23 protein-coding genes are annotated in these 22212 nt (G+C 68.9%); 17 read left to right on the top strand and 6 right to left on the bottom strand.

What is annotated here, in order from left to right:
- Positions 1-7: 7 nt before the first annotated feature.
- Positions 8-325: a DUF6191 domain-containing protein gene (locus VF106_RS29975; RefSeq protein WP_330843232.1), complete on the bottom strand. Its 318-nt coding sequence runs from the start codon at positions 323-325 to the stop codon at positions 8-10.
- Positions 326-344: 19 nt separating this feature from the next.
- Entirely contained in the window at positions 345-1463 is a 1119-nt protein-coding gene (gene menE / locus VF106_RS29970) for an o-succinylbenzoate--CoA ligase (protein ID WP_330843231.1), read from the bottom strand.
- A 38-nt stretch (positions 1464-1501) separates the two neighbouring features.
- On the opposite strand from menE, the gene VF106_RS29965 reads away from it, so the two are divergent.
- Positions 1502-2380 carry an arylamine N-acetyltransferase family protein gene (locus tag VF106_RS29965; protein WP_330843230.1) on the top strand — a complete coding sequence of 293 codons (879 nt, stop codon included), beginning with the start codon at positions 1502-1504 and terminating at the stop codon, positions 2378-2380.
- A gap of 241 nt (positions 2381-2621) precedes the next feature.
- Here the strand turns inward: VF106_RS29965 and VF106_RS29960 are convergent, their stop codons facing one another.
- Positions 2622-3527, bottom strand: coding sequence for a 1,4-dihydroxy-2-naphthoyl-CoA synthase (locus tag VF106_RS29960; protein ID WP_330843229.1), 906 nt, complete (start codon positions 3525-3527; stop codon positions 2622-2624).
- A gap of 64 nt (positions 3528-3591) precedes the next feature.
- Between VF106_RS29960 and VF106_RS29955 the strand changes: the two genes are divergently transcribed.
- From VF106_RS29955 to VF106_RS29945, 3 genes are all read left to right on the top strand, one after another.
- Complete coding sequence (locus tag VF106_RS29955) at positions 3592-4764, top strand: hypothetical protein (RefSeq protein ID WP_330843228.1); 1173 nt, start codon at positions 3592-3594, stop codon at positions 4762-4764.
- 4 nt (positions 4765-4768) lie between these two features.
- Entirely contained in the window at positions 4769-6454 is a 1686-nt protein-coding gene (gene menD, locus VF106_RS29950) for a 2-succinyl-5-enolpyruvyl-6-hydroxy-3-cyclohexene-1-carboxylic-acid synthase (protein WP_330843227.1), read from the top strand.
- Positions 6455-6579: 125 nt separating this feature from the next.
- The gene (locus VF106_RS29945; RefSeq protein ID WP_330843226.1) at positions 6580-7740 is read left to right on the top strand and encodes a serine hydrolase domain-containing protein; all 1161 of its coding nucleotides are present in this window, start codon (positions 6580-6582) and stop codon (positions 7738-7740) included.
- Here the strand turns inward: VF106_RS29945 and VF106_RS29940 are convergent.
- On the bottom strand, positions 7737-7961 hold the full coding sequence (locus VF106_RS29940; RefSeq protein WP_330843225.1) for a hypothetical protein: 225 nt from the start codon (positions 7959-7961) through the stop codon (positions 7737-7739). The genes VF106_RS29945 and VF106_RS29940 overlap by 4 nt on opposite strands.
- Positions 7962-8055: 94 nt before the next feature.
- On the opposite strand from VF106_RS29940, the gene VF106_RS29935 reads away from it, so the two are divergent.
- From VF106_RS29935 to VF106_RS29920, 4 genes are all read left to right on the top strand, one after another.
- The gene (locus VF106_RS29935; protein ID WP_330843224.1) at positions 8056-8904 is read left to right on the top strand and encodes a helix-turn-helix domain-containing protein; all 849 of its coding nucleotides are present in this window, start codon (positions 8056-8058) and stop codon (positions 8902-8904) included.
- A 10-nt stretch (positions 8905-8914) separates the two neighbouring features.
- Positions 8915-9082, top strand: a complete 168-nt coding sequence (locus tag VF106_RS29930; RefSeq protein WP_330843223.1) for a DUF397 domain-containing protein — start codon at positions 8915-8917, stop codon at positions 9080-9082.
- A gap of 181 nt (positions 9083-9263) precedes the next feature.
- On the top strand, positions 9264-9977 hold the full coding sequence (locus VF106_RS29925; RefSeq protein WP_330843222.1) for a hypothetical protein: 714 nt from the start codon (positions 9264-9266) through the stop codon (positions 9975-9977).
- Between the two features lie 15 nt (positions 9978-9992).
- Positions 9993-10709 (top strand): hypothetical protein, encoded by a 717-nt coding sequence (locus VF106_RS29920; RefSeq protein ID WP_330843221.1) that lies wholly within the window; start codon positions 9993-9995, stop codon positions 10707-10709.
- Between the two features lie 51 nt (positions 10710-10760).
- Here VF106_RS29920 and VF106_RS29915 read toward each other — a convergent pair whose 3' ends face one another.
- Positions 10761-13139, bottom strand: a complete 2379-nt coding sequence (locus VF106_RS29915) for an immune inhibitor A domain-containing protein (protein WP_330843220.1) — start codon at positions 13137-13139, stop codon at positions 10761-10763.
- A gap of 334 nt (positions 13140-13473) precedes the next feature.
- On the opposite strand from VF106_RS29915, the gene VF106_RS29910 reads away from it, so the two are divergent.
- The 8 genes from VF106_RS29910 (at position 13474) to VF106_RS29875 (ending at position 19781) form a co-directional block, all read left to right on the top strand.
- The gene (locus VF106_RS29910; RefSeq protein ID WP_330843219.1) at positions 13474-13905 is read left to right on the top strand and encodes a DUF3592 domain-containing protein; all 432 of its coding nucleotides are present in this window, start codon (positions 13474-13476) and stop codon (positions 13903-13905) included.
- Positions 13906-13946: 41 nt separating this feature from the next.
- The gene (paaA, locus tag VF106_RS29905; protein ID WP_330843218.1) at positions 13947-14873 is read left to right on the top strand and encodes a 1,2-phenylacetyl-CoA epoxidase subunit PaaA; all 927 of its coding nucleotides are present in this window, start codon (positions 13947-13949) and stop codon (positions 14871-14873) included.
- Complete coding sequence (paaB, locus tag VF106_RS29900) at positions 14870-15157, top strand: 1,2-phenylacetyl-CoA epoxidase subunit PaaB (protein WP_330843217.1); 288 nt, start codon at positions 14870-14872, stop codon at positions 15155-15157. The genes paaA and paaB overlap by 4 nt, the downstream gene beginning before the upstream one ends.
- On the top strand, positions 15154-16047 hold the full coding sequence (gene paaC, locus VF106_RS29895; RefSeq protein ID WP_330843216.1) for a 1,2-phenylacetyl-CoA epoxidase subunit PaaC: 894 nt from the start codon (positions 15154-15156) through the stop codon (positions 16045-16047). The genes paaB and paaC overlap by 4 nt, the downstream gene beginning before the upstream one ends.
- A gap of 274 nt (positions 16048-16321) precedes the next feature.
- Positions 16322-16825 carry a 1,2-phenylacetyl-CoA epoxidase subunit PaaD gene (paaD, locus tag VF106_RS29890; protein WP_330843215.1) on the top strand — a complete coding sequence of 168 codons (504 nt, stop codon included), beginning with the start codon at positions 16322-16324 and terminating at the stop codon, positions 16823-16825.
- On the top strand, positions 16825-17877 hold the full coding sequence (gene paaE / locus VF106_RS29885; RefSeq protein WP_330843214.1) for a 1,2-phenylacetyl-CoA epoxidase subunit PaaE: 1053 nt from the start codon (positions 16825-16827) through the stop codon (positions 17875-17877). Before paaD ends, paaE begins: the two co-directional genes overlap by 1 nt.
- Before the next feature lie 74 nt (positions 17878-17951).
- Positions 17952-19070, top strand: coding sequence for a glycosyltransferase family 4 protein (locus tag VF106_RS29880; RefSeq protein WP_330843213.1), 1119 nt, complete (start codon positions 17952-17954; stop codon positions 19068-19070).
- A 21-nt stretch (positions 19071-19091) separates the two neighbouring features.
- The gene (locus VF106_RS29875) at positions 19092-19781 is read left to right on the top strand and encodes a demethylmenaquinone methyltransferase (protein ID WP_330843212.1); all 690 of its coding nucleotides are present in this window, start codon (positions 19092-19094) and stop codon (positions 19779-19781) included.
- 296 nt (positions 19782-20077) lie between these two features.
- Here the strand turns inward: VF106_RS29875 and VF106_RS29870 are convergent, their stop codons facing one another.
- Positions 20078-20734 (bottom strand): DUF4328 domain-containing protein, encoded by a 657-nt coding sequence (locus VF106_RS29870; protein ID WP_330843211.1) that lies wholly within the window; start codon positions 20732-20734, stop codon positions 20078-20080.
- A 143-nt stretch (positions 20735-20877) separates the two neighbouring features.
- Here VF106_RS29870 and VF106_RS29865 point away from each other — a divergent pair, with 143 nt between their 5' ends.
- Positions 20878-22173: a geranylgeranyl reductase family protein gene (locus tag VF106_RS29865; RefSeq protein ID WP_330843210.1), complete on the top strand. Its 1296-nt coding sequence runs from the start codon at positions 20878-20880 to the stop codon at positions 22171-22173.
- The last annotated feature ends 39 nt before the right edge of the window (positions 22174-22212 follow it).

The following is a 22212-nucleotide window of genomic DNA, read 5'->3' as shown; positions in this document are numbered from 1 at the left end:
CACGCGGTTACTCCTCGGGTGACGGTGTCCGCAGCACGACTCGGTTTCCGTCCAGGTCGACCTTCATCAGCGGTGGCGCCCCGTCGTCCGTGTCGTCGCGCAGCATGAGCGAGTGGTTTCGATCGTTGAGTTCGTGTCGCTTGCTGGCGCCGAAGAACGCGTCCAGTTCCTCGAAACCGGCTGCCGACAACGGCATGCCCTCTCGCTTGCGGCGCCATGGGAGCCAGCTGCGGCTGCTCGCCCACAGCCCGAACCTCTCCATGGCCACCAGCACACAGAGCAGGAGGACCAGCCCTGGTAGTGAGATGGCTAACACAAACCCCATGCCGGGCAAACGGGTGAGGTCAGGGCAGAGTTCCGCGAAGGAGCGCCTGCACGCCCTTCCGGTCGACCTTGCCCGGCCCCCGAAGCGGCAACGTGTCCGCGAACCGCACGACCTTCGGGGTCGCCGGCCCCCCGAGCCGCGCCCGCACGGCGGCACGCAGGTCCTCGACCTCGGGCGGCCGCAAGGGATCCACCGGCACCACGGCCGCCGCCACGAGCTGCCCCCACTCCTCGTCGGGCAGGTCGACGACACAGACGTCCGCGACCCCCGGCTGTGCGGCCAGAACCTCCTCGACGGCGGCGGGCGCCACCTTCACCCCGCCGGTATTGATCACGAAGTCAGCGCGGCCGAGCACGTCGAGCGACCCGTCTGGTCGCAGCACGCCAAGGTCGGTGGTGCGGAACCAACCACCGACGAACGCGGCGGCCGTGGCCTCGGGCGCACGCCGGTAACCGCTGGCCAGCATGGGTCCGGCCAGCTCGATGACGTCCTCGGCGAGCCGCACCCGCACGCCGTCCAGGGGCTTCCCGTCGTACACGCACCCGCCCGCGGTCTCCGACATGCCGTAGGTCGTGTGGACCCGCACCCCCGCCGCCCGCGCCTGGTCGAGGAGCCGCGCCGGGGCGGCCGCCCCGCCGAGCAGCACGGCGTCGAAGGTCCGCAACGCATCGAGCCCGACCGGGTCGTCGAGGAGGCGCACTAGTTGCGTCGGGACGAGCGAGGTGTACCGGCGACCGCCCGTCATGGAGGCGACGGCGTCGTCGAATTTTCGTGTCCCCCGCAGGACCGGACTCGTGCCGGCGAGCAGCGACCGAACGATGACCTGCACTCCCGCGATGTGGTGCGCAGGCAGGGTGAGCAGCCACTGCCCAGGCCCGCCGAGCCGGGCGTGAGTGGCGGCCGCGGATGCTTCCAGCGCGGCAGCGGACAGTTCGACACCCTTGGGCACACCGGTCGACCCGGAGGTCGCGACGACCACAGTGGTGCCCGGGAGCGTGGGTTCGTCCGGGGCCATGGCCGCGCGCAGCTCGTCCGCCCTGGGATCGGTCGCCGACAAGGGCAGCACAGCGGGCCCGCCGTCGAGCGCGGCGTCGAGCGCGGCCACGATCGCCGAGTTGTCCACAGGGGTCAGCAACACAATCGAGATTGTCGGACATCGCACATAGGCTCCGCGCCATGAGTGTCACCAGACCACCGGTCGACGAGTCGCTCAGGGACGCCTACCTGCGCAGGCTGGGCTTCGCGACCCCGCCACCAGCGACGGTGGCCACGCTGTACGCGGTGCACCGCGCGCATCTGGAGCGCATTCCGTACGAGTCGGTGTGGGTCTGGTTAGGCGAACGCAGAACGATCAACCCGCTGGACTCGGTGCGCTACCTGGCCAGCGGCCGCGGCGGTTACTGCTACACGCAGAACGGCGCACTGGCCACGGTGCTGGGCTGGCTGGGCTTCACCGTCCGATGGCACGCCGGTGGCGTCCAGGGCCACGGCGAGCGCCCAAGCATCGACGGCAACCACCTGGCGCTGACCGTCACCAACCTGCCGACCGACGAGAACCCGGCCGGCGAATGGCTCATCGACGCAGGCCTGGGCGACGGTCTACACGAGCCGTTACCGTTACGCACCGGCACCTACACACAGGGCCCACACACGTACGGCGTCCGCCCGTCCGAGATCGATCCGAGCGGCTGGCGCTTCGACGCCGATCCGGGCATGTCCTTACAGGGCATGGACTTCCTGCCAGGCGACGCGACCCCGGCGGACCTACAGAAACAGCACGAGCACCTCCAGTCGTCACCGAAGTCGAGCTTCCGAAAGACGCTGGTGGTAGCCCGCCGCGACGCGTCTGGCGTGGACATCCTGCGCGGCTGCGTACTCAAACGCGTTGACAGCACAGGAGAAACGAGCACGGAGCTGCCGAACGCCCCGGAGTGGTGGTCGTGCCTGGCGGACGTGTTCAACCTTCCGCTGTCCGATGTAGACGACGAGCGAAAGAAGGCGTTGTGGAACAACGTAACCGTCGCCCATGAAGCCTGGCTGGCCCGAACGGCATAGATCCCCGCGCGTCCTTCACCACACCGCTCACGTCGCGCACAAATGGCGGTTTCATGCCACGGGCGATGTCTCGAAAGACGCGCTCATGTCGTTGAACGTCCCCATCGCGTCTTTCATGACACCAGGCCTGACCAGGCCTGCACCTCTCGCACGGTGCGACACCCACAAGCGCTGTGAACGCGCCTTTCGGCACCCCGCCATGTGGCGAACGCGCCTTTCGCGGCAGCGCTCGACTCACGCATCAGTAGTAGTACGGGAACTGGGACCAGTCCGGGTCGCGCTTCTCCAGGAACGCGTCCCTGCCCTCGACAGCCTCGTCGGTCATGTACGCCAGCCGTGTGGTCTCGCCGGCGAACAGTTGCTGCCCGACGAGTCCGTCGTCGATCAGGTTGAACGCGTACTTGAGCATGCGCTGCGCGGTGGGGGACTTTCCGTTGATCTCGGTGGCCCACTCCAGTGCGGTGGCCTCCAGCGACGCGTGCGGCACGACCGCGTTGACCGCGCCCATCCGGTGCATGTCCTCCGCCGTGTACGTCCGGCCGAGAAAGAAGATCTCGCGTGCGAACTTCTGCCCAACCTGGCGTGCGAGGTACGCCGAACCGTAGCCGCCGTCGAAGCTGCCCACGTCCGCGTCCGTCTGCTTGAAGCGGGCGTGTTCCTCGCTGGCGAGCGTCAGGTCGCAGGTCACGTGCAGGCTGTGCCCGCCACCCGCGGCCCACCCCGGCACGACCGCGATCACGACCTTCGGCATGAACCGGATCAGGCGCTGGCACTCCAGGATGTGCAGCCGCCCGGCCCGCGCCGGGTCCACGGTCGACGCGTCCTCGCCCGACGCGTACTGGTACCCCGTGCGCCCGCGGATCCGCTGGTCGCCGCCCGAGCAGAACGCCCAGCCGCCGTCGCGGGGTGACGGACCGTTGCCGGTCAGCAACACGCAGCCAACATCAGGTGTCATGCGCGCGTGGTCCAGTGCCCGGTACAGCTCGTCGACGGTGTGCGGCCGGAAGGCGTTGCGTACCTCCGGACGGTGGAACGCGATGCGCACGGCGCCCGTCGACACGGCCCGGTGGTAGGTGATGTCGGTGAAGTCGAATCCAGGCACTTCACGCCAGGCGGACGCGTCGAACAATTCGGAGACGAAAGCCACGACGCGAGCATATGGGGACCCCAGAAATCGCGGGTTTCCGGACCGCCGTGACAAGCTGAGGGACATGCAGGATGTCGAGGCAGTGGTCGAGGAGCTCGCCGACCGCGACGACGCCGGGCTGGTCGTCGCCGCGTGTTGGTACGACGTGTCGAACGACCGGCCGAACTACCGGATGTCCCAGTTCGACGTGCAGAACTTTCTCTGGCTCACCCTGCCGCAGCTGCTCCGCGACCCGCCTCCGGACCTCGACCCGATGCCGGGCTGGCGGGACGTGGTCGAGGAGGCCGCCTGGTTCTTCGAGCGCCTCGACCAGCCCCGCTACGCCGAGATCTGCCGTGGCCCGCGCACCAGGGAGATCCTGGAGTCCGCCCACGACCCGATCCACAGCTTCGAGCTGTACGCGCTGGCCACGCACGAGTCCGGCATCATGCCGCCGCCCGGCCTGCGCATCACCTGGCTCGACGACCCGGGCCCCCGCGAGCAGGACCTGTACGACGCGATCACCCGCGCGCTCGAACGCGCCATCGCAGCAGGCGAGCTCGACCCCACCGACGACGCCAAACGTCTCGGGGTCGCCGCCACAGTCCTGGAGCAGCTGCCGGACGGCCACACCCAGACCATGCAGGACCTGATGTTGACCGAGCGGTTCACCCGCCTGCGGGCGACGACGCGCAGCCAGACCGTGCGTGAGCTGCTGGTACGTGTCGAGCCGGACGTCGCCAAGCCGCTCGACCTCACCTCGGACATCCTGCTCACCGGCACCCGCCCGCTGGGCGCGGTCGTCCACGACCGTGACGGCTCCGCCCCGCTGGTCAGGCTTCTCGTCAAGCTCGAACTGCTCGGATACGACAACGCGGGCGACGTGTACCGCACCGACGACGGCGAGCGCGCGCTCGCCCACCCGGTCCTGTTCTTCGAGGCGGTCGTCAACGGCTTCGCGGCCCCGGCCGACCCCCTCGCCAGGCTGGCCGCGCTGCCGATGCTCGCCATGCTGATCCTGTCCGACACCATCGACGTGGACATGCTGCTCGACCGCATCGGCATCGTGTTCTTCGAGACAGCCCGAAGCGACTCCCCGGGCCCGAGCGATACCGTGCGAGAGGTGGTGCGTGAGCTGCTGGACGACATGCAGACCGCCGGTCTCGTGACGAGCGACCGGCAGCGGCTCACCGCCTTCGGCCGCCGCGTCGCACTGGTCGGCGTCCGCATGCGGGCCATGCAGGTAACCGAGGAGTGACCGGGTGAATCCTTCCACCGCGCAGGCCTCGGTCATCGTCGACGAGCTGATCCGCAACGACGTGCGCCACGTGGTGGTCTGCCCGGGCTCCCGCAACGCCCCGCTCGCCATCGCGCTCCACGACGCCGCCGAGGCCGGCCGCCTCACCATGCACGTCCGCGTCGACGAACGGTCCGCAGGCTTCCTCGCGCTGGGGCTGTCGAAGGCGGGTGGCCGGCCGGCCGCGGTCGCGTGCACGTCCGGCACCGCGGCCGCCAACCTGCATCCCGCCGTGCTCGAGGCGCACCACGCGGGCATCGGCCTGCTGATGATCACCGCCGACCGGCCGCCCGAGCTGCACGGCACGGGCGCCAACCAGACCATCGACCAGCGTGGCCTGTTCGGTCCTGCTGCGGTGTCCGTTGAGTTCCCGGTCGCCGAGAAACGCACTGGCCAGAACCAGGTGTGGCGCGGCCTGGTGTGCCGGGCGGTGGCGCAGGCGGAGGCCGGCCGTCCGGTCCAGGTCAACGTGCCGTTCCGCGAACCGCTCGTGCCGACGTTCGAGCCCCGCTGGCCCGAACCGCTTGAGGGCCGGGCAGGCGGCGCGCGGTGGACGACGTCAGCCGCACCGGTGACGATGGCCGGCAGCCGCGTCGATTTCGGTTTGCCGGCAAGGACTTTGGTGGTCTTCGGCAGCGGCCGGGAGGACCGGGCACGCGCCGCCGCCGAAGTGGCCGCCACCGCCGGATGGCCGGCCATCGCCGAACCGTCGAGCCAGGCCGCCGCGCTCGCCGGCGGCGCCAGTGTCCTGCGCTGCGGCGCGCTTCTGTTGTCGGCGGGCGAGTTGCCGGAAGCGCTGCGTCCGGAGGCGGTCGTGGTCGTGGGCAGGCCGACGCTGTCCCGTGGCGTCCGCGGACTCATGGACCGCGCCCCGGTCTACGGCATCGGCGACCATCCACAATGGACGGATCCGCAGTACGTGGCGACCCATGTCCGCGGTTGGCTGGACCTCGACGACATGTCGCAGGTGACCGGCCACGATCCGGAGTGGCTGCCGGCATGGCGGCAGGCGGACGCCAGCGCGGTCACCGCTGCGGAGAAGCTGCTCGGCGAGCAGGAGTGGCCGACGGGCCTGCGACTGGCCATCGAGTTGATGGACGCGCTGCCGTCGGGCGCCGCCCTGTTCCTGGGTTCCTCCAACCCGATCCGCGACATCGACCTGGTGGCGGAGCCCCGTTCCGACGTGACTGTGTACGCCAACCGAGGTGTGGCCGGCATCGACGGCAACGTCTCGACCGCGGCCGGCGTCGCACTGGCGGGAGACCGCCCCACGTATGCCCTCCTAGGTGACCTGACCCTGCTGCACGACCTGAACGGCCTGCTCGTCGGCCCGCCGGAACGCCGCCCGGACATGACGATCGTGGTCCACAACGACGACGGCGGTGGCATCTTCACGCTGCTCGAACAGGGCGCGGCCGAGTACAAGCACACCTTCGAGCGCGTTTTCGGCACCCCGCACGGCGCGGACATCGAGTCCCTGTGCCGCGGCTACCGCGTCGACCACGTGCACGCCACGACCAGCGACGACCTCCGCAACGCACTGAAACCGGCGCGCGGTCTGCGTGTCGTGGAGATCAGGTCGGACCGCAGACTGTTGCGAGACCTACACGCCCGACTGCGCGCCGCGGTCTCGGACGCCGCACTCCGTTAGTTCCGGTGCCGTGCGATGAAGGACACCTTTCCCGCATGGCCGCCCTGTCGATGGGGCCAGCCCTACGATTGGTGCTGAGGCTGCCTCCATTGCCGCAGCACCGGGCCGGGCAACAGCATTGGTCGATGGCATTCATGTTATTGACCGTCCGTCGCGCCGTGGTGGCCATCGCGGCGGGCGCGTCGGTCGTGTCGTTGTCCGCACCGGCCGCCGCCGAACATGGTCCGATCACCGATGCCGCGGCCGTCAGAGCCCAACTCGACCTGATGACCAGCGCCGACCGGATTCCCGGTGCGCTGGCCGAGGTCCGCGATCGGCGTGGCAGGTCGGTCACGCTCACGTCCGGTACGGCCGAGCTGGGCACGGCTCGGCCGATGGTCGACGGCGACGGCCGATTCCGGATCGCAAGCGTTACCAAGCCGTTCACGGCGGCCGCGGTGCTGCGGTTGGTTGCCCGGCACCGGGTTCGGCTCGACGCGCCGGTCGAGACCTACCTGCCCGGGGTGGTGCGGGGCACCGGAGAGGGAAGCGCGATCGACGGCCGCGCCATCACCGTGCGCCAACTGCTGCAACACGCCAGCGGGCTGCCGGACTACGTCAGGTTTGTGAACCCCGCCGAGCGGAACCGGCCGGTCGAGGCGGCGGAGCTGGTCCGGATCGCCCTGTCCCACAAGCCGGACTTCGACCCCGGCGAGGGCTGGAAGTACTCCAACACCGGCTACGTTCTCGCCGGGATGATCGTGGAAAGGGTGACGCACCAGGACATCGGCACGGCCGTGACCGAGCTGGTGATCCGCCCTGCGCACCTGCGTGACACGTACTGGCCGCGGGCCGGGGAGCGGCGCATCCGCGGCCCACACGCCCGCAACTACACCGTGGACAACGCCAATCCGGCCGGACCGCTGGTCGACGTCACCGAGTTCGAGCCGTCCTGGGCCGGCGCGGGCGGTGCGATGGTGTCCACGCCGTCGGATCTCAACCGGTTCTGGCAGAAGTTGTTCGGTGGCCGCCTGTTGCCACGCTGGGTACTGGCCGAGATGCGGACCGCCGTGCGGGCGCCGGCTCTGGGACGTGGTGTGAAATACGGCCTCGGCCTGATCCGGCTGCCTTTGGGGTGCGGCGGCCACATTTGGGCCCACGGGGGCGACCTGGCAGGCGGCGGCGTCGCGACCGTGAGCGGCCAGGATGATTCCGGCCGTGCGGCAACGGTTTACATCACCGCGCTGACCAGCGGGGCGGCCGTCGAACACATGCGTGGCGCCATGGACGTCGCCCTCTGCTCCTAGTACACGCGGGAGCCGTATATCCCGGCGCGGGAGGCCCAGTCGTCCTGGTAGCGGAGGCTTTCGTACAGGTTGACGGCATCGTGGAACTGTCGGCCGAGATTGTCGAACTGCCGCACCGGAAACTCCACCATGTCGGGCCGGTCGAGATGGTCCGGCGCCGAGATCGAGATGGTCATCGTCCAGTTGGCGTAGGCGCCGCTGAACTGCCAGGTATTTTGCATGCAGTGCAGCATGGATTTGTTCCAGTTCGGCAATCAAGTTCCGATCGGGTGAACTCGCTTTCTTGCCGATGTGGCAACGGGCCATTGTGGACTCATGGGCAATGACAATCGTGCCTCCGTACGCCAGCGCAGGGTATCGGCCGAGCTGCGGGCGTTGCGCCAGGCCAAGGGTTTGACGTGCCAGCAGGTCGCTGACGCGTTGGACTGGTCGGTCAGCAAGGTCAGTCGAATGGAGACAGGCGTGCGGGGCCTGTATCCCGACGATGTGGCCGCCATGCTCGGCTACCTCGAGACCCCTTCCAAGCTGAGAGACGAGTTGCTGACCCTGGTCCGCGATGGCGAGAAGCCCAACTGGATCCAGATCGGGAGCGGCCTGCCGAAGCACTGGAAGATCCTGCTCCGGATGGAGAGCGACGCCACGGCCATCTACAACTACGAGCCACTGGTGGTGCCGGGCCTGCTCCAGACCGACGAGTACGCCAGGGCGATTATCAGCACAGGCAACCGCGACTTGGGCGAGGGGGTGGTTGATCATTTCGTGCGCACAAGGATGGGAAGGCGGGCAATGCTGAGCCGCCCCGACGGGCCGATGCTTTCCGTGATGGTGGACGAGATGGTGCTCCGTCGGGCGGTAGGCGGTTCCGACTGCATGCGTGGCCAGCTTCAGCATTTGCTCAACATGGCCAACCGACCTCGGGTGGAGATCTTGGTGGTGCCTTTCGGGGTTGGCGAGAACCCAGGCCTGGAAGGCCCAATGATGATCATGGAGTTCGATACCCAACCGACTCTCGTGTTCGTGGAGGTCCGAAGTGCGAGTGGTTTTCTTGAGGAACCCACCGAACTTCGGCGGGCTAGAATCGCCTGGCGAGAGCTTCGTTCCATGGCCCTGTCGCCGGAGGACTCGGTGCGGTTCATTGCCGACCTCGCCGGCGAGTTGACCTGAGGAGCCGCAGATGGAGACCCAGACCAAGTGGCGCAAGAGCAGCCGAAGCACGAGCGATGCCAACTGTCTCGAGGTGGTCGTCGATCGAACCGTCACGGCCGTTCGGGACTCCAAGAATCCCACCGGCCCCACGCTCGCCTTCCCCGCCGCCTCCTGGAAGGCGTTCCTCCAGGCATAATCAGCCTCGAGCGTCTGGGGGGTCGCTGGCCATCCACCACACCGCCCGCGGGCTGATCTCGCCGGTCTCATCCGGCGGGGGCTGAGGGGACATCCTGGACGTTCGGCAGGTGTCTCTCACGCTTGGGCATCAGTCGTATTGAGTTCTCCGTGTGGACGGTCCCAGGCCGCACACTGACTTCATGACGTACGTGATCGCGGCCGCGCTGCTGGTGGGGGCGGTGGCCATCCTGACATTGCCGTGGTCGCGCCGTGACCCGGCCGACTTCACCACCGCCGAGCTCGGCTACGCGTGGCGCGGCCCGCGTGGCGCGGTGATCGGGGCACTGCGCCAACTCGTCGACGCGGGCACGTTGCAGCCCTCCCGCGTGCGTGGCATGGCGCGGACCGACACATCGTTGCCAAGTGGGACCGATCCATTCACACGAGCTGTCTACAGCGCGACCGGTGTGCGCCGGGGGCCGTCCGCCCTACAGGAGTATCCCGGCGTCAGAAAGGCGTTGCCGGCCGTCGCCGAACGGGCGCGTGCCGCGGGTCTGCGGGTGGGGAAAGTCCGTCGAGCGCTCGGGTCGGCCGCCGCGCTGGCCGCGCCGGTGAATGTCTTGGTGGCGCACGGTTTCCGGGATGTCACGGGCATTGTCGTCGGTGTGGTCATGGTTCTGGTGGCGGCCTGGCTGGTGGTGCTGCGGGGCACCACGATCGCCGGCACCCGCACTTTGGGCGCGGCGGAGCAAGGCGACACCTCGGCACTGCGTGGTTCCGGCCGGCGGGGCATGGGCTGGGGGTTCGCGAACCTCTCGTCCGGCGCCGGTTCGCTGCCGGAGCACAACGCCCCTACCAGCAGTTTCGGTGCCAACGGCGACTTCGGTGGTGGCGGCGACTCGAGCGGCTACTGAACGAGGGGGGAACTCATGGTGTACATGATCGCGGCCGCGCTGCTGGTGGCGGCGGTGGCCATCCTGACCTTGCCGTGGTCACGCCGTGACCCGGCGGACTTCACGCTCGTCGAGCGCGGCTACGCGGCCCGCGGTGCGGGTGGGGCGCTGGTCGGTGCGATGAGCACGCTCGTCGGTCTCGGCGTGGCACAGCGGTCACGCGCCCACGGCTTGGTGCGGACCAACACCGCATTGGCGCGTGGCGCGGGAGATCCGCTCAGCCGAGCCGTCTACAAAGGAATTGGTAACGCCAACGGGCTGGTCGGTTTCATGGATCTGCCGGACGTCGAAGCGGCGCTGGCGCCCGTCGGCGCGAAGGTGACCGGGGCCGGGCTGCGGGTGGGGCCGGGCCGCCGAACACTCGGGTCGTTCGCCGCGCTGGCCGCGCCCGTGGTGGCGGCGACCGCGCTGGCACGGGGCGCCGGTCACGTGGCGCTGGGCGTCACGGTCGGCGTGGTGGCGCTGGTGGTGGCTGGCTGGCTGCTGAACCTGCGTGGTGTCACGGTCGCGGGTGCCCGCACACTGGCGCCGCGCCCTCGGGAAGGCGCTTCGGGAGTGCGACTGTCCCACGCGAGCGTGATCGTGAGCCTGTTCGCCGTCGCTTCCTGGTCGGACGGCGGTTTCAGCGCGGCCGGCGGCGGCTTCGACGGTGGCGGCGACGGCGGCGGCGACGCGGGTGGTGGCGGCTACTGAACGAGAACGGGCCCCGCACTCCATTGTGCGGGGCCCGTTTCGTCGTAGCGCCTACTTCTTGCCGATCCGGATCTTCATCGACGTGCCGTTCTGCGACACGACCCGGATCGTCGTCCCGGTGGCGGGGAGCTTCACGCCGGCGTTCGGCTGCTCCGCGTACCAGAACTTCTTGGTGTCGTCGAACAACGGCACCGCCGCCTGCCCGCGGATGTAGCTCGGCTTGCCGTTCACGTGCAGCGTGAACGAGTCCGCCTTCTCCAGCGAGAACGGCGCGTCATAGCCCGCGATCCGCTCGCGCCACGGCACGCCCTCCAGGTTGTAGATCGGCGCGGGGTGCGCGTCGATCGGGAGGATCTGACCGTTGCCCTGGTGCTGGCTGGTGTTGTTGTCCGTGTAGGACGTGTCCCAGTACCAGACACCGAGGCCGGTCTCGTACGGGAAGTGCTCCACCCAGTCGGGGTTGGCCGCGACGTTTACCACGTTGTACGGGCCAGTCTTCATGTACTTGTCGTAGGACTCGTACGTGCGGTTCGACGCGATGTAGAAGTTGTCGAACAGTTGGGTCTCCGTCGTCGGTGCGGTGCGGAAACCCTTCAGCGTCCAGCCGTTGGCGCCCGACTCGGCGCCGTCGGTCAACACGGGCTGGCCGTCGGCGGAGATCTTGATCTCGTCGGCGAAGAAGCCGTCCTCGACCCAACCGCCGTCGGTCTTGTACCGGAACCGCAGCTGCGCGGACTGGCCGGCCAGCGAGTCGAGCGGCACGTGCATGTCCAGCCACTGGCCGTCGGACGAGCCGGTCAGCGCGGGCTGGTTGCCGGAGTCACGGGAGAACGGGACGCCGCCGGTGGTGCCGTCGAGCACCTGCCAGGTCGAGCCGCCGTCCGTGGAGGCCTGCACGTACAGGTAGTCGAAGTCCTCCTCGATGGCGTACCTGGCCTTCAGGTCGAGCGACGCGCTCGTCTTGCCGGTCAGGTCGACCGTCCTGGTCATCGTGGTGTCCAGGTTGTCGCCCTTGGTGCTCCACCACTGGTTCGCGCCGGCGAACGGAGCGCCGTACTGGAACTGCACCTGCTTGTCGGGCAGCACCACGACGGCGGCCTGTGCCTTGGCCGAGTTGTACTCGTGCGGGCCGAGGTCCAGCGTCTTCGTCTGGCCGGCCACCACGACCTCGTAGTCCAGCCAGCCGAGCTGCAGCTTCGACCACGGGTCCATGTCGTTGACCCGCGAGCCGAGCACCTCGCCGGGGCCGGAGACGCGCTGCTGCGCCATCAGCGACCACCAGTTGACGTGGTTCTGGCCGCCGCCGGACCAGTCGTACAGGTCGGGCAGGCCCAGGTCGTGGCCGTACTCGTGGCAGAACACGCCGATGCCGCCGTTCTCCGGCTGCACCGTGTAGTCGCCGACCCAGATGCCGGTGTCGGCGATCTGGGCGCCACCCTGGAGGTTGCCGCTGGGGCCGCTGGTGGTGTTGCCGAAGGCGAAGGCGCGGTGGCTCCACACGGCGTCCTCACCCTGGATCGGGTCGCCGTCGGCCTGGTCGCCACCGGAGTGGACGATCTGGAAGTGGTCGATGTAGCCGTCGGGCTCGTCGAAGTTGCCGTCACCGTCGTAGTCGGTGCGGTCCCAGACGTCGTACTCGGCCAGCTGCGCCTTGACCTCCGCCGCCGGGCGGCCGGACGCGATCTGGTCGGTGTACCACTGGTTCACGCCGTCCTTGACCAGGTCGTACGAGTTGTCGCAGACGTTGCTGCCGCACGGGAAGCCGTTGGAGCGGCCGTAGCGGGCCTCGTTGAACTTGACCTTCACCCAGTCGGTGACAAAGCCCTGCACGGAGTAACGGCCGGAGGACTGCTTGGTGTAGTAGTTCGCGACCGAGTCGACTCCGGGGTCGGTCGAGAAATACAGGTCCTGGAAGTGCTCGCGGCTGTAGTCCGGCTGCCAGATCGTGGAGTTGTCCTTGGTGCGGTCCGGCTCCGGGATCTCGTTGTGCAGCGGTCCGTCGAACTTGACCGGGCCGACGGTGTTCGGGTCGGTGTCCTGGTCGGGGTAGTCCGGGTGGCGCTCGTTCCCGAACTCCACGAGCACGACGAAGATGTTGTCGGTCTTCTCACGGGACAGCTCGACGTACTGGTCGACCTGGCCCTTGTTCTTGTTCTTCGTCTTCGGCCCTGGCTTGGTGCCCATCTTCACCACGGTGCTGTCGCCGCGCTTCACCGCGGTCTTCTCGCCGGTCAGCACGTCGGCGAGCGCCTCCTGGCGCAGCACGCGGCGCTTTTCCTCCGCGGGGTTGGGCAGGTCGTCGACGGGCGCCGCGACGGCCGTCGCCGTGTCGCCCGGAGGTGGCGCCGCCTGCGCGGCCGTACTCAATGTCGTCAGCCCGGTCGCCGCCAGGGCGACACTGGTCAGGCCGACGAGAATTCTTCGTTGCACACGTCCTCCACGATCTCTTCGGCACCCGATCACTTGATGGGCTGACCAGGCACGCAGCGAGATATTACGGACCGCGAATATTTTTCGGACCCGACGAACGGTGTAATCCAAAAGGAGCAATCACGCCGGCTTGCTCCACCCGGTCGAGCGCCGTCGCCCACTCGCTACCCTTTTTTTCCTCTGGCCCGATTTCGGTCACTGTCGCTCTTGATCGCTTTGCCGCCGCCATTCGTAAGCAGGCAGTGGTCGCGCCACTCGGTCGGATGAGGGTGTCGCCTGGTTGTGCGCGGAGGGTTGCCGCGTGCCCGCCGATTGGGTGGCTACGCTCAACGGTGTGACACAGCAGGTGACGAACAGTCGCGGGCCGCTCGTGCGGCGGTGGGCGGCACGCGGCCTGCTGGCGTTGGCCGGGATCATCACGTTCCTCGGTCTCGTCCTGGTGGTCGCGGCGTGGACCGAGGACAACTCGATCAACAAGGACCTCGGGACCGTGGACGCCGAGGTCGTCTCCGACAACTTCTCCCGCACTCTCGTCCGCTTCTACACACCCGACGGCGCGGAGCACATCCCGCAGCTCGGCGTGCTGTACCCGTCCGGTCTCGAGGTCGGCGACGTCGTCGAGGTCGAGTACCGCAAGGACAACCCGGAGCTGGTCCGCGTGGCCGGTCGCGGCGCGGTCGTGACACTCCTGCCGGTCGGGTTGACGCTGGTCGGCGTGTGGGCGGTGGTCGTACCGGCAGTGTGGTGGCTGCGTCGCCGGATGTAACACTTCTCCTCAATTGGCGCGTCCAGGTGTAACATCGGGTCGTGAGTGAGGCTGATTTCACGCGACTGGTCGAGGCCGAGCAGCGGGTCGAGCCGCGGGACTGGATGCCCGACGGCTACCGCAGGACGCTTATCCGACAGGTCGCCCAGCATGCCCATTCGGAGATCATCGGCATGCAGCCGGAGGCCAACTGGATCAGCCGCGCCCCGTCGCTGCGCCGCAAGGCGATCCTGCTGGCCAAGGTGCAGGACGAGGCCGGTCACGGCCTGTACCTGTACGCGGCGACCGAGACGCTCGGCGCCGACCGCACGGACCTCACTGAGAAGCTCATCGAGGGCCGGCAGAAGTACTCGTCGATCTTCAACTACCCGACGCTGTCCTTCGCGGACGTCGGTGTCGTCGGCTGGCTGGTCGACGGCGCCGCGATCTGCAACCAGGTGCCGCTGTGCCGCACGTCGTACGGACCGTACGCGCGGGCGATGATCCGCATCTGCAAGGAGGAGTCCTTCCACCAGCGGCAGGGCTACGAGCTGCTGATGACCATGATGCGGGGGACGCCCGAACAGCGCCGCATGGTCCAGGACGCCGTGAACCGCTGGTGGTGGCCGTCGCTGATGATGTTCGGCCCGTCGGACGAGGCGTCGGCCAACACCGAGCAGTCGATGGCGTGGCGGATCAAGCGGCACACCAACGACGAGCTGCGGCAGAGGTTCGTGGACATGACCGTGCCGCAGGCGCAGGCGCTGGGTGTCACGTTGCCGGATCCTCTGCTCCGCTGGAACCCCGAGCGTGGCCACCACGACTTCGGCGAGATCGACTGGGACGAGTTCTGGCGCGTGGTCGGCGGCGCCGGCCCGTGCAACAAGCAGCGTCTCGCGCACCGGCGGAAGGCGCACGAGGACGGCGCGTGGGTGCGGGAGGCGGCGTCCGCGTACGCGGCCCGTGCCGAGGAGGCGGTGGCATCATGACCAGGTCATCTTGGCCGTTGTACGAGGTGTTCGTGCGGAGCAAGCGCGGCCTGAACCACGTGCACGTCGGCTCGTTGCACGCCCCCGACGCGGAAATGGCCCTGCGTAACGCACGCGACCTGTACACGCGGCGCAACGAGGGCGTGTCCATCTGGGTGGTGCCGGCCGCGGCGATCACCGCGTCGTCACCGGACGAGAAGGACTCGTTCTTCGCGCCGAGCGGCGACAAGGTGTACCGGCACCCGACCTTCTACGCGATCCCCGAGGACGTGCCGCACCTATGAGCTTCGACAACGCGTACGACGCCCTCACGGAGGCCGACGGAGACCAGCACTGGGCGTTCGGCACGGGCTTCGACGACCCACTGTCCGGAGTGGACCGCACGGTACCGGCGTCGGTGTCCACACAGGACCTGTCGACCTACTGCCTGATGCTGGGCGACGACGCGTTGATCCTCTCGCAGCGGCTGACCGAGTGGTGCTCACGCGCCCCGGAGCTGGAGGAGGACGTCGCACTGGCGAACATCGCGCTGGACCTGCTTGGCCAGGCACGCCTGCTCCTGACCAGGGCCGGCGAGGTGGAGGGCAACGGCCGCGACGAGGACACACTGGCCTACCTGCGCGACGAACACGAGTTCCGCAACGTCCGCCTGGCCGAGATCGACTGCGGCCCAGGCCCAGGCGGCGACTTCGCGACGACGATCGCCCGCCTGCTGGTCTTCTCGACGTGGCGACTGGCGGTGTTCACGCGCTTGACGACGTCGGCGGACCCGGTACTGGCCGCGATCGCGGAGAAGGGCGTGAAGGAACTCGCCTACCATCGTGACCACGCGGCACAGTGGACACTGCGCCTGGCGGGCGGCACGGAGTACTCGCGCACCCGCATGATCGCCGGCCTGGACCAGGTGTGGCCACTGGTGGACGAACTGTTCACCACGCACGAGGCGGAACACGCACTGCCCGGCGTCGCCGTGCCCTCGTCGGAGGTCCGCGCGGACGTGGACGCGGTGCTGGCGCAGGTGTTCAAGGCAGCGGCCCTGTCGACCCCGGAGGTCGCGCCCATGTCGCCGATTGCGGGCAAAACGGGCCGAGACGGCGTCCACACGGAGGCCATGGGCTACCTGCTGGCAGAACTGCAACACCTGGCCCGCTCAATGCCAGGAGCACAGTGGTGACCGGCCGTGCTGGCCTGAAGGGCACCCTCAGGACATGGGGACCAGCCGAAACCGTGCCGAGAAGGCCCAACACCCCCAAACCCTGCGGGCACTGGCTGGCGAAACCCCACCACCTGGCCGACTCGAAGCCAGGAGGGACCCCATGACTCAAAGAAACCCCGAAACGCAAAGTCCGCTCGCGCGCGCGTTGCCCAGCCCCCACCCGATCCCGGGGGCGTCCCGCCGTGCCAGTCTACCAGCGGGGACTGACAAAAACGGGCTTTCGCGCTCGCCTGTGGACAACTCGGTCGGTTGTGGACAACTCGATGCCCGCGGTGTCGCGGAGCAGGTGCTCGATCCGGAGCTGCCGGTGCTCACGCTCGCCGATCTCGGGGTCCTGCGTGACGTCCGCGAGGAGGGCGGGCGCGTCACCGTCACCATCACGCCCACCTACTCCGGCTGTCCGGCGCTCCACGAGATGCGGCAGGACCTGCACCGCAAGCTCAGCGAAGCCGGCTTCGAGCACGTCGAGGTCCGCACGGTTCTCACCCCCGCCTGGACCACCGACTGGATCAGCGAGGACGGCCGCCGCAAGCTCGCCGAGCACGGGATCGCGCCGCCGCAACGGAAAGCCGGGCCGATCACGCTCAACCTGACCCCACCGGTGCGGCGAGTTCCCTGCCCCCGCTGCGGTTCCGCGCGGACCACCGAGCTTTCCCGCTTCTCGTCCACCGCGTGCAAGGCGCTCCGGCGCTGCGAGGACTGCCGCGAGCCGTTCGAGCACGTCAAGGAGATCTGATGGTGCGTTTTCACGAGCTCCCGGTCGCCCGCGTCGACCGGCTGTGCGCGGACGCCGTCGCCGTCACCTTCGACGTTCCGCCGGACCTCGCCGGCACCTTCGCGTTCCGGCCCGGCCAGTACCTCACCCTGCGTCAGGACGTCGACGGCACAGAGGAACGCCGCTCCTACTCGATCTGCGCACCCGCCGGCGCGTCGCCGCGCATCGGTGTCCGCAGGGTCGACGGCGGGCTGTTCTCCGCCAGGATCGTGGACCAACTGGAAACCGGCGACACGCTGGAAGTCCTTCCACCACAAGGAAAGTTCACGCCAGACGGGACCGGTCGGCACCACGCCTTCATCGTGGCGGGCTCGGGGATCACCCCGGCACTGTCCATCATGTCCACTCTGCTGTCCGAAGAGGACACGAGCGTCACCCTGCTGTACGGCAACCGGCGTGCCGACACCGTCATGTTCGCCGACGAGCTCGCCGACCTGAAGGACCGCTATCCGCAACGGTTCCAGCTCGTCCACGTTCTCTCCCGCGAGCCGACGGACGTCGAGCTGTTCTCCGGGCGGCTCGACGCTCACCGGATCGCCAAGCTGCTCGACGGGATCGTGCCAACGTCCGATGTGGACCACTGGTGGCTGTGCGGCCCGTACGGGATGTTGCAGGACGCGGACCGCGCACTCGCCGAACATCAGGTCTCCCGCGGGAAGATCCACCGCGAGCTGTTCTACGTCGACGAGCCGCCGCCGGAGCCCAAGCGGGCCGACGAGTCCAGTGTGGAGGGACCGGTCGCGCGGGTCACGGTGCTCCTCGACGGTCGCGAGACGACGCTCAACCTGCCCGCCGACACCCCGATCCTCGACGCCGCGCAACGCGTCCGCGCCGACCTGCCGTTCGCCTGCAAGGGTGGCGTGTGCGGCACCTGCCGGGCCAGGGTCACAGCCGGTGAGGTCGAGATGCGCCGCAACTACGCGCTGGAGGAGCACGAGGTGGCCGTCGGTTTCGTGCTGACCTGCCAGGCGCTACCGCTGTCCGCTGAAGTCACTGTGGATTACGACGCTTAATTCTTGGTGCAACGTTCGCCGGGACGTCACACAGCCGTTCTCCCCACAACAGCGCGGGTTGCGACGGTCGGTGCGTGCGAGTCGCCATCGTCACTGAGAGCTTCCTGCCGCAGGTGAACGGCGTGACGAACTCGGTTCTCCGCGTCGTGGAACACCTGGAGCGGCGTGGTCACGACGCCATGGTCGTGGCGCCGGGCCCGGGTCCGGACCGCTACCGGCACGCCGAGGTCCGTCGCGTACGCGCGGTCGACCTGCCGGTCATCAGCTCGCTGCCGATCGGTGTGCCGTCCCCGAAGGTGCACGCGGCGCTGACCGAGTTCGCGCCGGACGTCGTGCACCTCGCGTCGCCGTTCGTGCTCGGCGCGTCCGGGCTCAGATCCGCGCGGCGGCTCGGCGTGCCGACGGTCGCCGTGTACCAGACCGACGTGGCCGGATTCGCCGCCGCGTACGGGCTCAAGCACGGCGCGCGGGCGGCTTGGCGGTGGATCCGCAAACTGCACAGCAACGCGGACCGCACGCTGGCGCCGTCACACGCGTCGGTCCGTGCGCTGACCGACCACGGGGTACCACGCGTGCACCGATGGGCACGGGGCGTCGACACCGAACTGTTCACACCCCACCGCGTGGACTCCGCGCTGCGTGCACTGCTCGCACCGCGCGACGAACTGCTCGTCGGGTACGTCGGCCGCCTGGCGCCGGAGAAGCACGTGCACCGGCTCGCCTGCCTGGACGGTCTGCCGGGCGTGCGGGTGGTGGTCGTCGGCGAAGGACCTGACGAGGAGGCGTTGCGCAGGCTGATGCCGAACGCGGCGTTCCTCGGTTTCCGGACCGGCACCGAACTCGCCACCGCGTACGCGTCGCTGGACGTGTTCGTCCATCCCGGCCCGCACGAGACGTTCTGCCAGTCGGCGCAGGAGGCGCTGGCGTCCGGCCTTCCGGTGCTCGTGCCGGCCGCTGGCGGCCCGCGTGACCTGGTGGACCACGGCCGGACCGGTTACCTGCTGGAGCCGTACGACGACGACAGGTTCGCCGACCAGCTCATGACGTACGTGGACCAGCTCCGCCACCCCGGCCTGCGGTGGCGGCTGGGGACCGCGGCGCGGGAATCGGTGCTGGCGCGGACGTGGCCCGCCGTGTGCGAGGAGTTACTGGGCCACTATGCGCAGGTGAGCGCCAGCGTGCTGGCCGCGTAGAGGGTGCCGTAGGGTTCGGGCATGTCACGTGCCGGGCTGGACAAGAACCGACGCGACGTGGCCGACATGTTCGACGGCGTCGCGGAGGGCTACGACCGGACGAACTCGGTTATGACGCTCGGGTTCGACCGTCGGTGGCGCTGGCTGACCAGACGAGTGCTGGACGCCGGGCCGGACGAGCGAGTGCTGGACCTGGCCGCGGGCACCGCGGTGTCGACCGCGGAGTACGCGAAGTCCGGCGCATGGTGCGTCGCCGCGGACTTCTCCCTCGGCATGCTGCGCAGCGGCGCGCGCCGGGAGGTCCCCAAGGTGGCGGCGGACGCGTTCCACCTGCCGTTCGCGTCGGACTCCTTCGACGCGGTCACGGTGTCCTTCGGCCTGCGCAACATGGACGACACGGTGGCCGCGCTGCGCGAGATGTGCCGGATCGTGCGGCCGGGTGGGCGCCTGGTGATCTGCGAGGTGTCACAGCCGCCGTTCCGCCCGATCCGGTGGATGCACCACAACGTGGTCCTGCGGCTGCTGCCCCGGATCACCAGCCCGTTCTCGTCGAACAAGGCCGCGTACGCCTACCTGGCCGAGTCGATGCGCGACTGGCACGACCAGCGCACGCTGGCCGAGCTGATCGCGAAGGCCGGCTGGGACGAGGTGGAGTGGATGAACCTCACCCTCGGCGTGGTGGCCCTGCACCGAGCCGTCAAGCCGAGCTGACTGCGGTCCACCGCACCAAAACACTACGGTCCACCGCAGTCCAATCCTGTGGTAAACCGCAATGTCCGCCACCCCGGACCCGCATAACGTCGGTCCCATGCTCCTCCCCGCCACCCCGGTCACCGCACCATCCACAGTGGACATTCCCGTGACGGAAGGACACATCGCTGACCCTGTCACCGAATGGCAGCGGGTACGGCCTGCGCGGCAGGTGACGCTCGCTTCTCGGGCGGGCACGGCGGTCCCGCGGTATGGCCTCGCTCCTTGCTCCTGGTGTCCCGAAAGACGCGCTCGGGTCAGACGTGAATCGTCGATGGTGGGGTTTGCCACTGGGTGACCTGGCGGATCAGTGGGATCACGAGTGCGGCCGCCACGATCTGCAACGTGGCAAGCACGGTGGTGGCCGAGGCGATGGTCAGCACTTCGTCGAGGGTGGGTGTGCCGCCGCCGATGGCGGTCAGCCACAGGCCGGCCGCGACGCAGGCCAGTGCCGTGTACCACCAGTAGTGGACCAGCGGCGCTCTCGGCAGTTGGCGGGCGTGCTCGACGCTCGGCAGGTTGGGACGCGACGTGCGCCACACGTCCTCGAGCACGATCAGCGGGAAGAACGGCACGAGCCAGCCGCCGATCGTCCAGCCGCGGCTCAGGCGGTGCGGTACGGGGTTCAACCGTTCCGCGTTGCAGCGGGTGCGCCATGACCATGTCAGGAACGTCACTGCCGTCACCGCGTAGGCCAGCAACCACAGCAGCGCGGTGTTGGCCGCGGTGTTGTCGGCGCCAACGTAGTCCGCGACGCCGATGTCCGGTTCACCGGCCACAAAGGCCACCGCGATCTCGTACCGGTGCCATGCCGACCAGGTCGCGAGCATGCCAGCGGTGCATGTCACGACCACCATCGCGCCAGTGACCACGGCCACCTGGCGCAATGGCGCCAACGCGACGGTGCTCGGCATATCCGTCCCCCGGGCCATGCGAGTCCTGACAACCGTGGCATCGTTTCCCGTCGGGCGTCTGTTTCGGCATGCGGCTGAGCTCGTCGGCGCCGGGATAAAATGGCCTGGTTCGTGAATGAATTCACAAGCGCGAGGGAGCCGTGATGGGAACGCCCAGCCGACGCAAGCCGGCGGAGGACGCCGAGGTCATCGTGGTCGGTGCCGGTCCAGCCGGTTCCACGGCGGCGACCTACCTCGCCCGCGCGGGGCTCGATGTGTTGCTGTTGGAGAAAAGCACGTTCCCCCGCGAGAAAGTGTGTGGTGACGGGCTCACTCCGCGTGGTGTGAAGCAGCTCATCGATCTCGGTGTGGACACCCGCGAGGAAGCCGGTTGGCTGCACAACAAGGGCCTGCGCGTGGTCGGCGGCGGCGTCACCCTCGAACTGGACTGGCCCGATCTGGCGACGTTCCCGCCCTACGGGGTCGTCCGGCCACGGCAGGACTTCGACGAGATGCTCGCGCGCACCGCGCAGGCCGCCGGCGCGCGGCTGATGGAGAACACCACGGTCACCGGCGCCGTCACCGACGAGCGCAACGGTCGCGTGGTCGGGGTCACCGCCAAGTCCGGGCCGGGCCGCGAGTCCGTCACCTACCGGGCGCCGCTCGTCCTCGGCTGTGACGGCGTGTCCGCTCGGCTCGCGCTGTCCGTCGGCATCGACAAGCTGGAGAAGCGGCCGATGGGTGTGGCCGTGCGGCGGTACTACGCGTCGCCGCGCAGCAAGGACGACTACCTCGAGTCGCACCTGGAGCTGTGGGACCGTTCCGACGCGGCCGAGCCGAAGCTCCTGCCCGGCTACGGCTGGATTTTCGGCATGGGCGACGGCACGGTGAACGTCGGGCTCGGGATCCTGTCCACCTCCAAGGCCTTCGGCAAGACCGACTACCGCGCGCTGATGCGTTCATGGCTGGATGGAACTCCCGAGGAATGGGGGTTCCGTGAGCACAACGCGATTGGCAAGATCGGCGGAGCGGCCCTGCCGATGGGTTTCAACCGCACGCCGCACTACTCGCGCGGTCTGCTCCTCGTCGGCGACGCGGGCGGCATGGTCAATCCGTTCAACGGAGAGGGCATCGGGTACGCGATGGAGTCGGCGAAGCTCGCGGCCGAGGTCGTGGTGCAGGCGCTCGCCCGCGCGGAGGGACCGGCGCGGGAGAAGGCGCTGCACGGCTATCCGATCGCGCTCAAGCAGGCGCTCGGCAGCTACTACCGGCTGGGCAACATCTTCAGCCGTCTCATCGGCAACCCGCTCGTCATGCGCACCGCCACGAAGTACGGGCTGCCGAGGGCAACGCTGATGAAGCTCGTGCTGAAGCTGCTGGCGGGCCTGTACGACCCGAAGGACGGCGACGCGTTCGACCGCATGATCACCGCGGCCACACGGATGGCGCCGAGCGTGTGAGTGGAGCCAGCGAACAATCGAACCATCGAGAACAGCGGC

It is taken from the genome of Actinophytocola sp., assembly GCF_036378875.1.
GTDB lineage: Bacteria > Actinomycetota > Actinomycetes > Mycobacteriales > Pseudonocardiaceae > Actinophytocola.
This window is presented reverse-complemented; position numbering and strand designations above follow the sequence as displayed.

Coding starts and splice junctions, on each gene's coding strand:
- VF106_RS29945 (WP_330843226.1), top strand. CDS start 6,580: ATGGCATTCATGTTATTGACCGTCCGTCGCGCCGTGGTGGCCATCGCG.
- VF106_RS29975 (WP_330843232.1), bottom strand. CDS start 325: ATGGGGTTTGTGTTAGCCATCTCACTACCAGGGCTGGTCCTCCTGCTC.
- VF106_RS29935 (WP_330843224.1), top strand. CDS start 8,056: ATGGGCAATGACAATCGTGCCTCCGTACGCCAGCGCAGGGTATCGGCC.
- VF106_RS29875 (WP_330843212.1), top strand. CDS start 19,092: ATGTCACGTGCCGGGCTGGACAAGAACCGACGCGACGTGGCCGACATG.
- VF106_RS29940 (WP_330843225.1), bottom strand. CDS start 7,961: ATGCAAAATACCTGGCAGTTCAGCGGCGCCTACGCCAACTGGACGATG.
- paaC (WP_330843216.1), top strand. CDS start 15,154: ATGAGCTTCGACAACGCGTACGACGCCCTCACGGAGGCCGACGGAGAC.
- paaE (WP_330843214.1), top strand. CDS start 16,825: ATGGTGCGTTTTCACGAGCTCCCGGTCGCCCGCGTCGACCGGCTGTGC.
- VF106_RS29920 (WP_330843221.1), top strand. CDS start 9,993: ATGGTGTACATGATCGCGGCCGCGCTGCTGGTGGCGGCGGTGGCCATC.
- paaB (WP_330843217.1), top strand. CDS start 14,870: ATGACCAGGTCATCTTGGCCGTTGTACGAGGTGTTCGTGCGGAGCAAG.
- VF106_RS29925 (WP_330843222.1), top strand. CDS start 9,264: ATGACGTACGTGATCGCGGCCGCGCTGCTGGTGGGGGCGGTGGCCATC.
- VF106_RS29865 (WP_330843210.1), top strand. CDS start 20,878: ATGGGAACGCCCAGCCGACGCAAGCCGGCGGAGGACGCCGAGGTCATC.
- VF106_RS29955 (WP_330843228.1), top strand. CDS start 3,592: ATGCAGGATGTCGAGGCAGTGGTCGAGGAGCTCGCCGACCGCGACGAC.
- VF106_RS29930 (WP_330843223.1), top strand. CDS start 8,915: ATGGAGACCCAGACCAAGTGGCGCAAGAGCAGCCGAAGCACGAGCGAT.
- VF106_RS29870 (WP_330843211.1), bottom strand. CDS start 20,734: ATGCCGAGCACCGTCGCGTTGGCGCCATTGCGCCAGGTGGCCGTGGTC.
- VF106_RS29965 (WP_330843230.1), top strand. CDS start 1,502: ATGAGTGTCACCAGACCACCGGTCGACGAGTCGCTCAGGGACGCCTAC.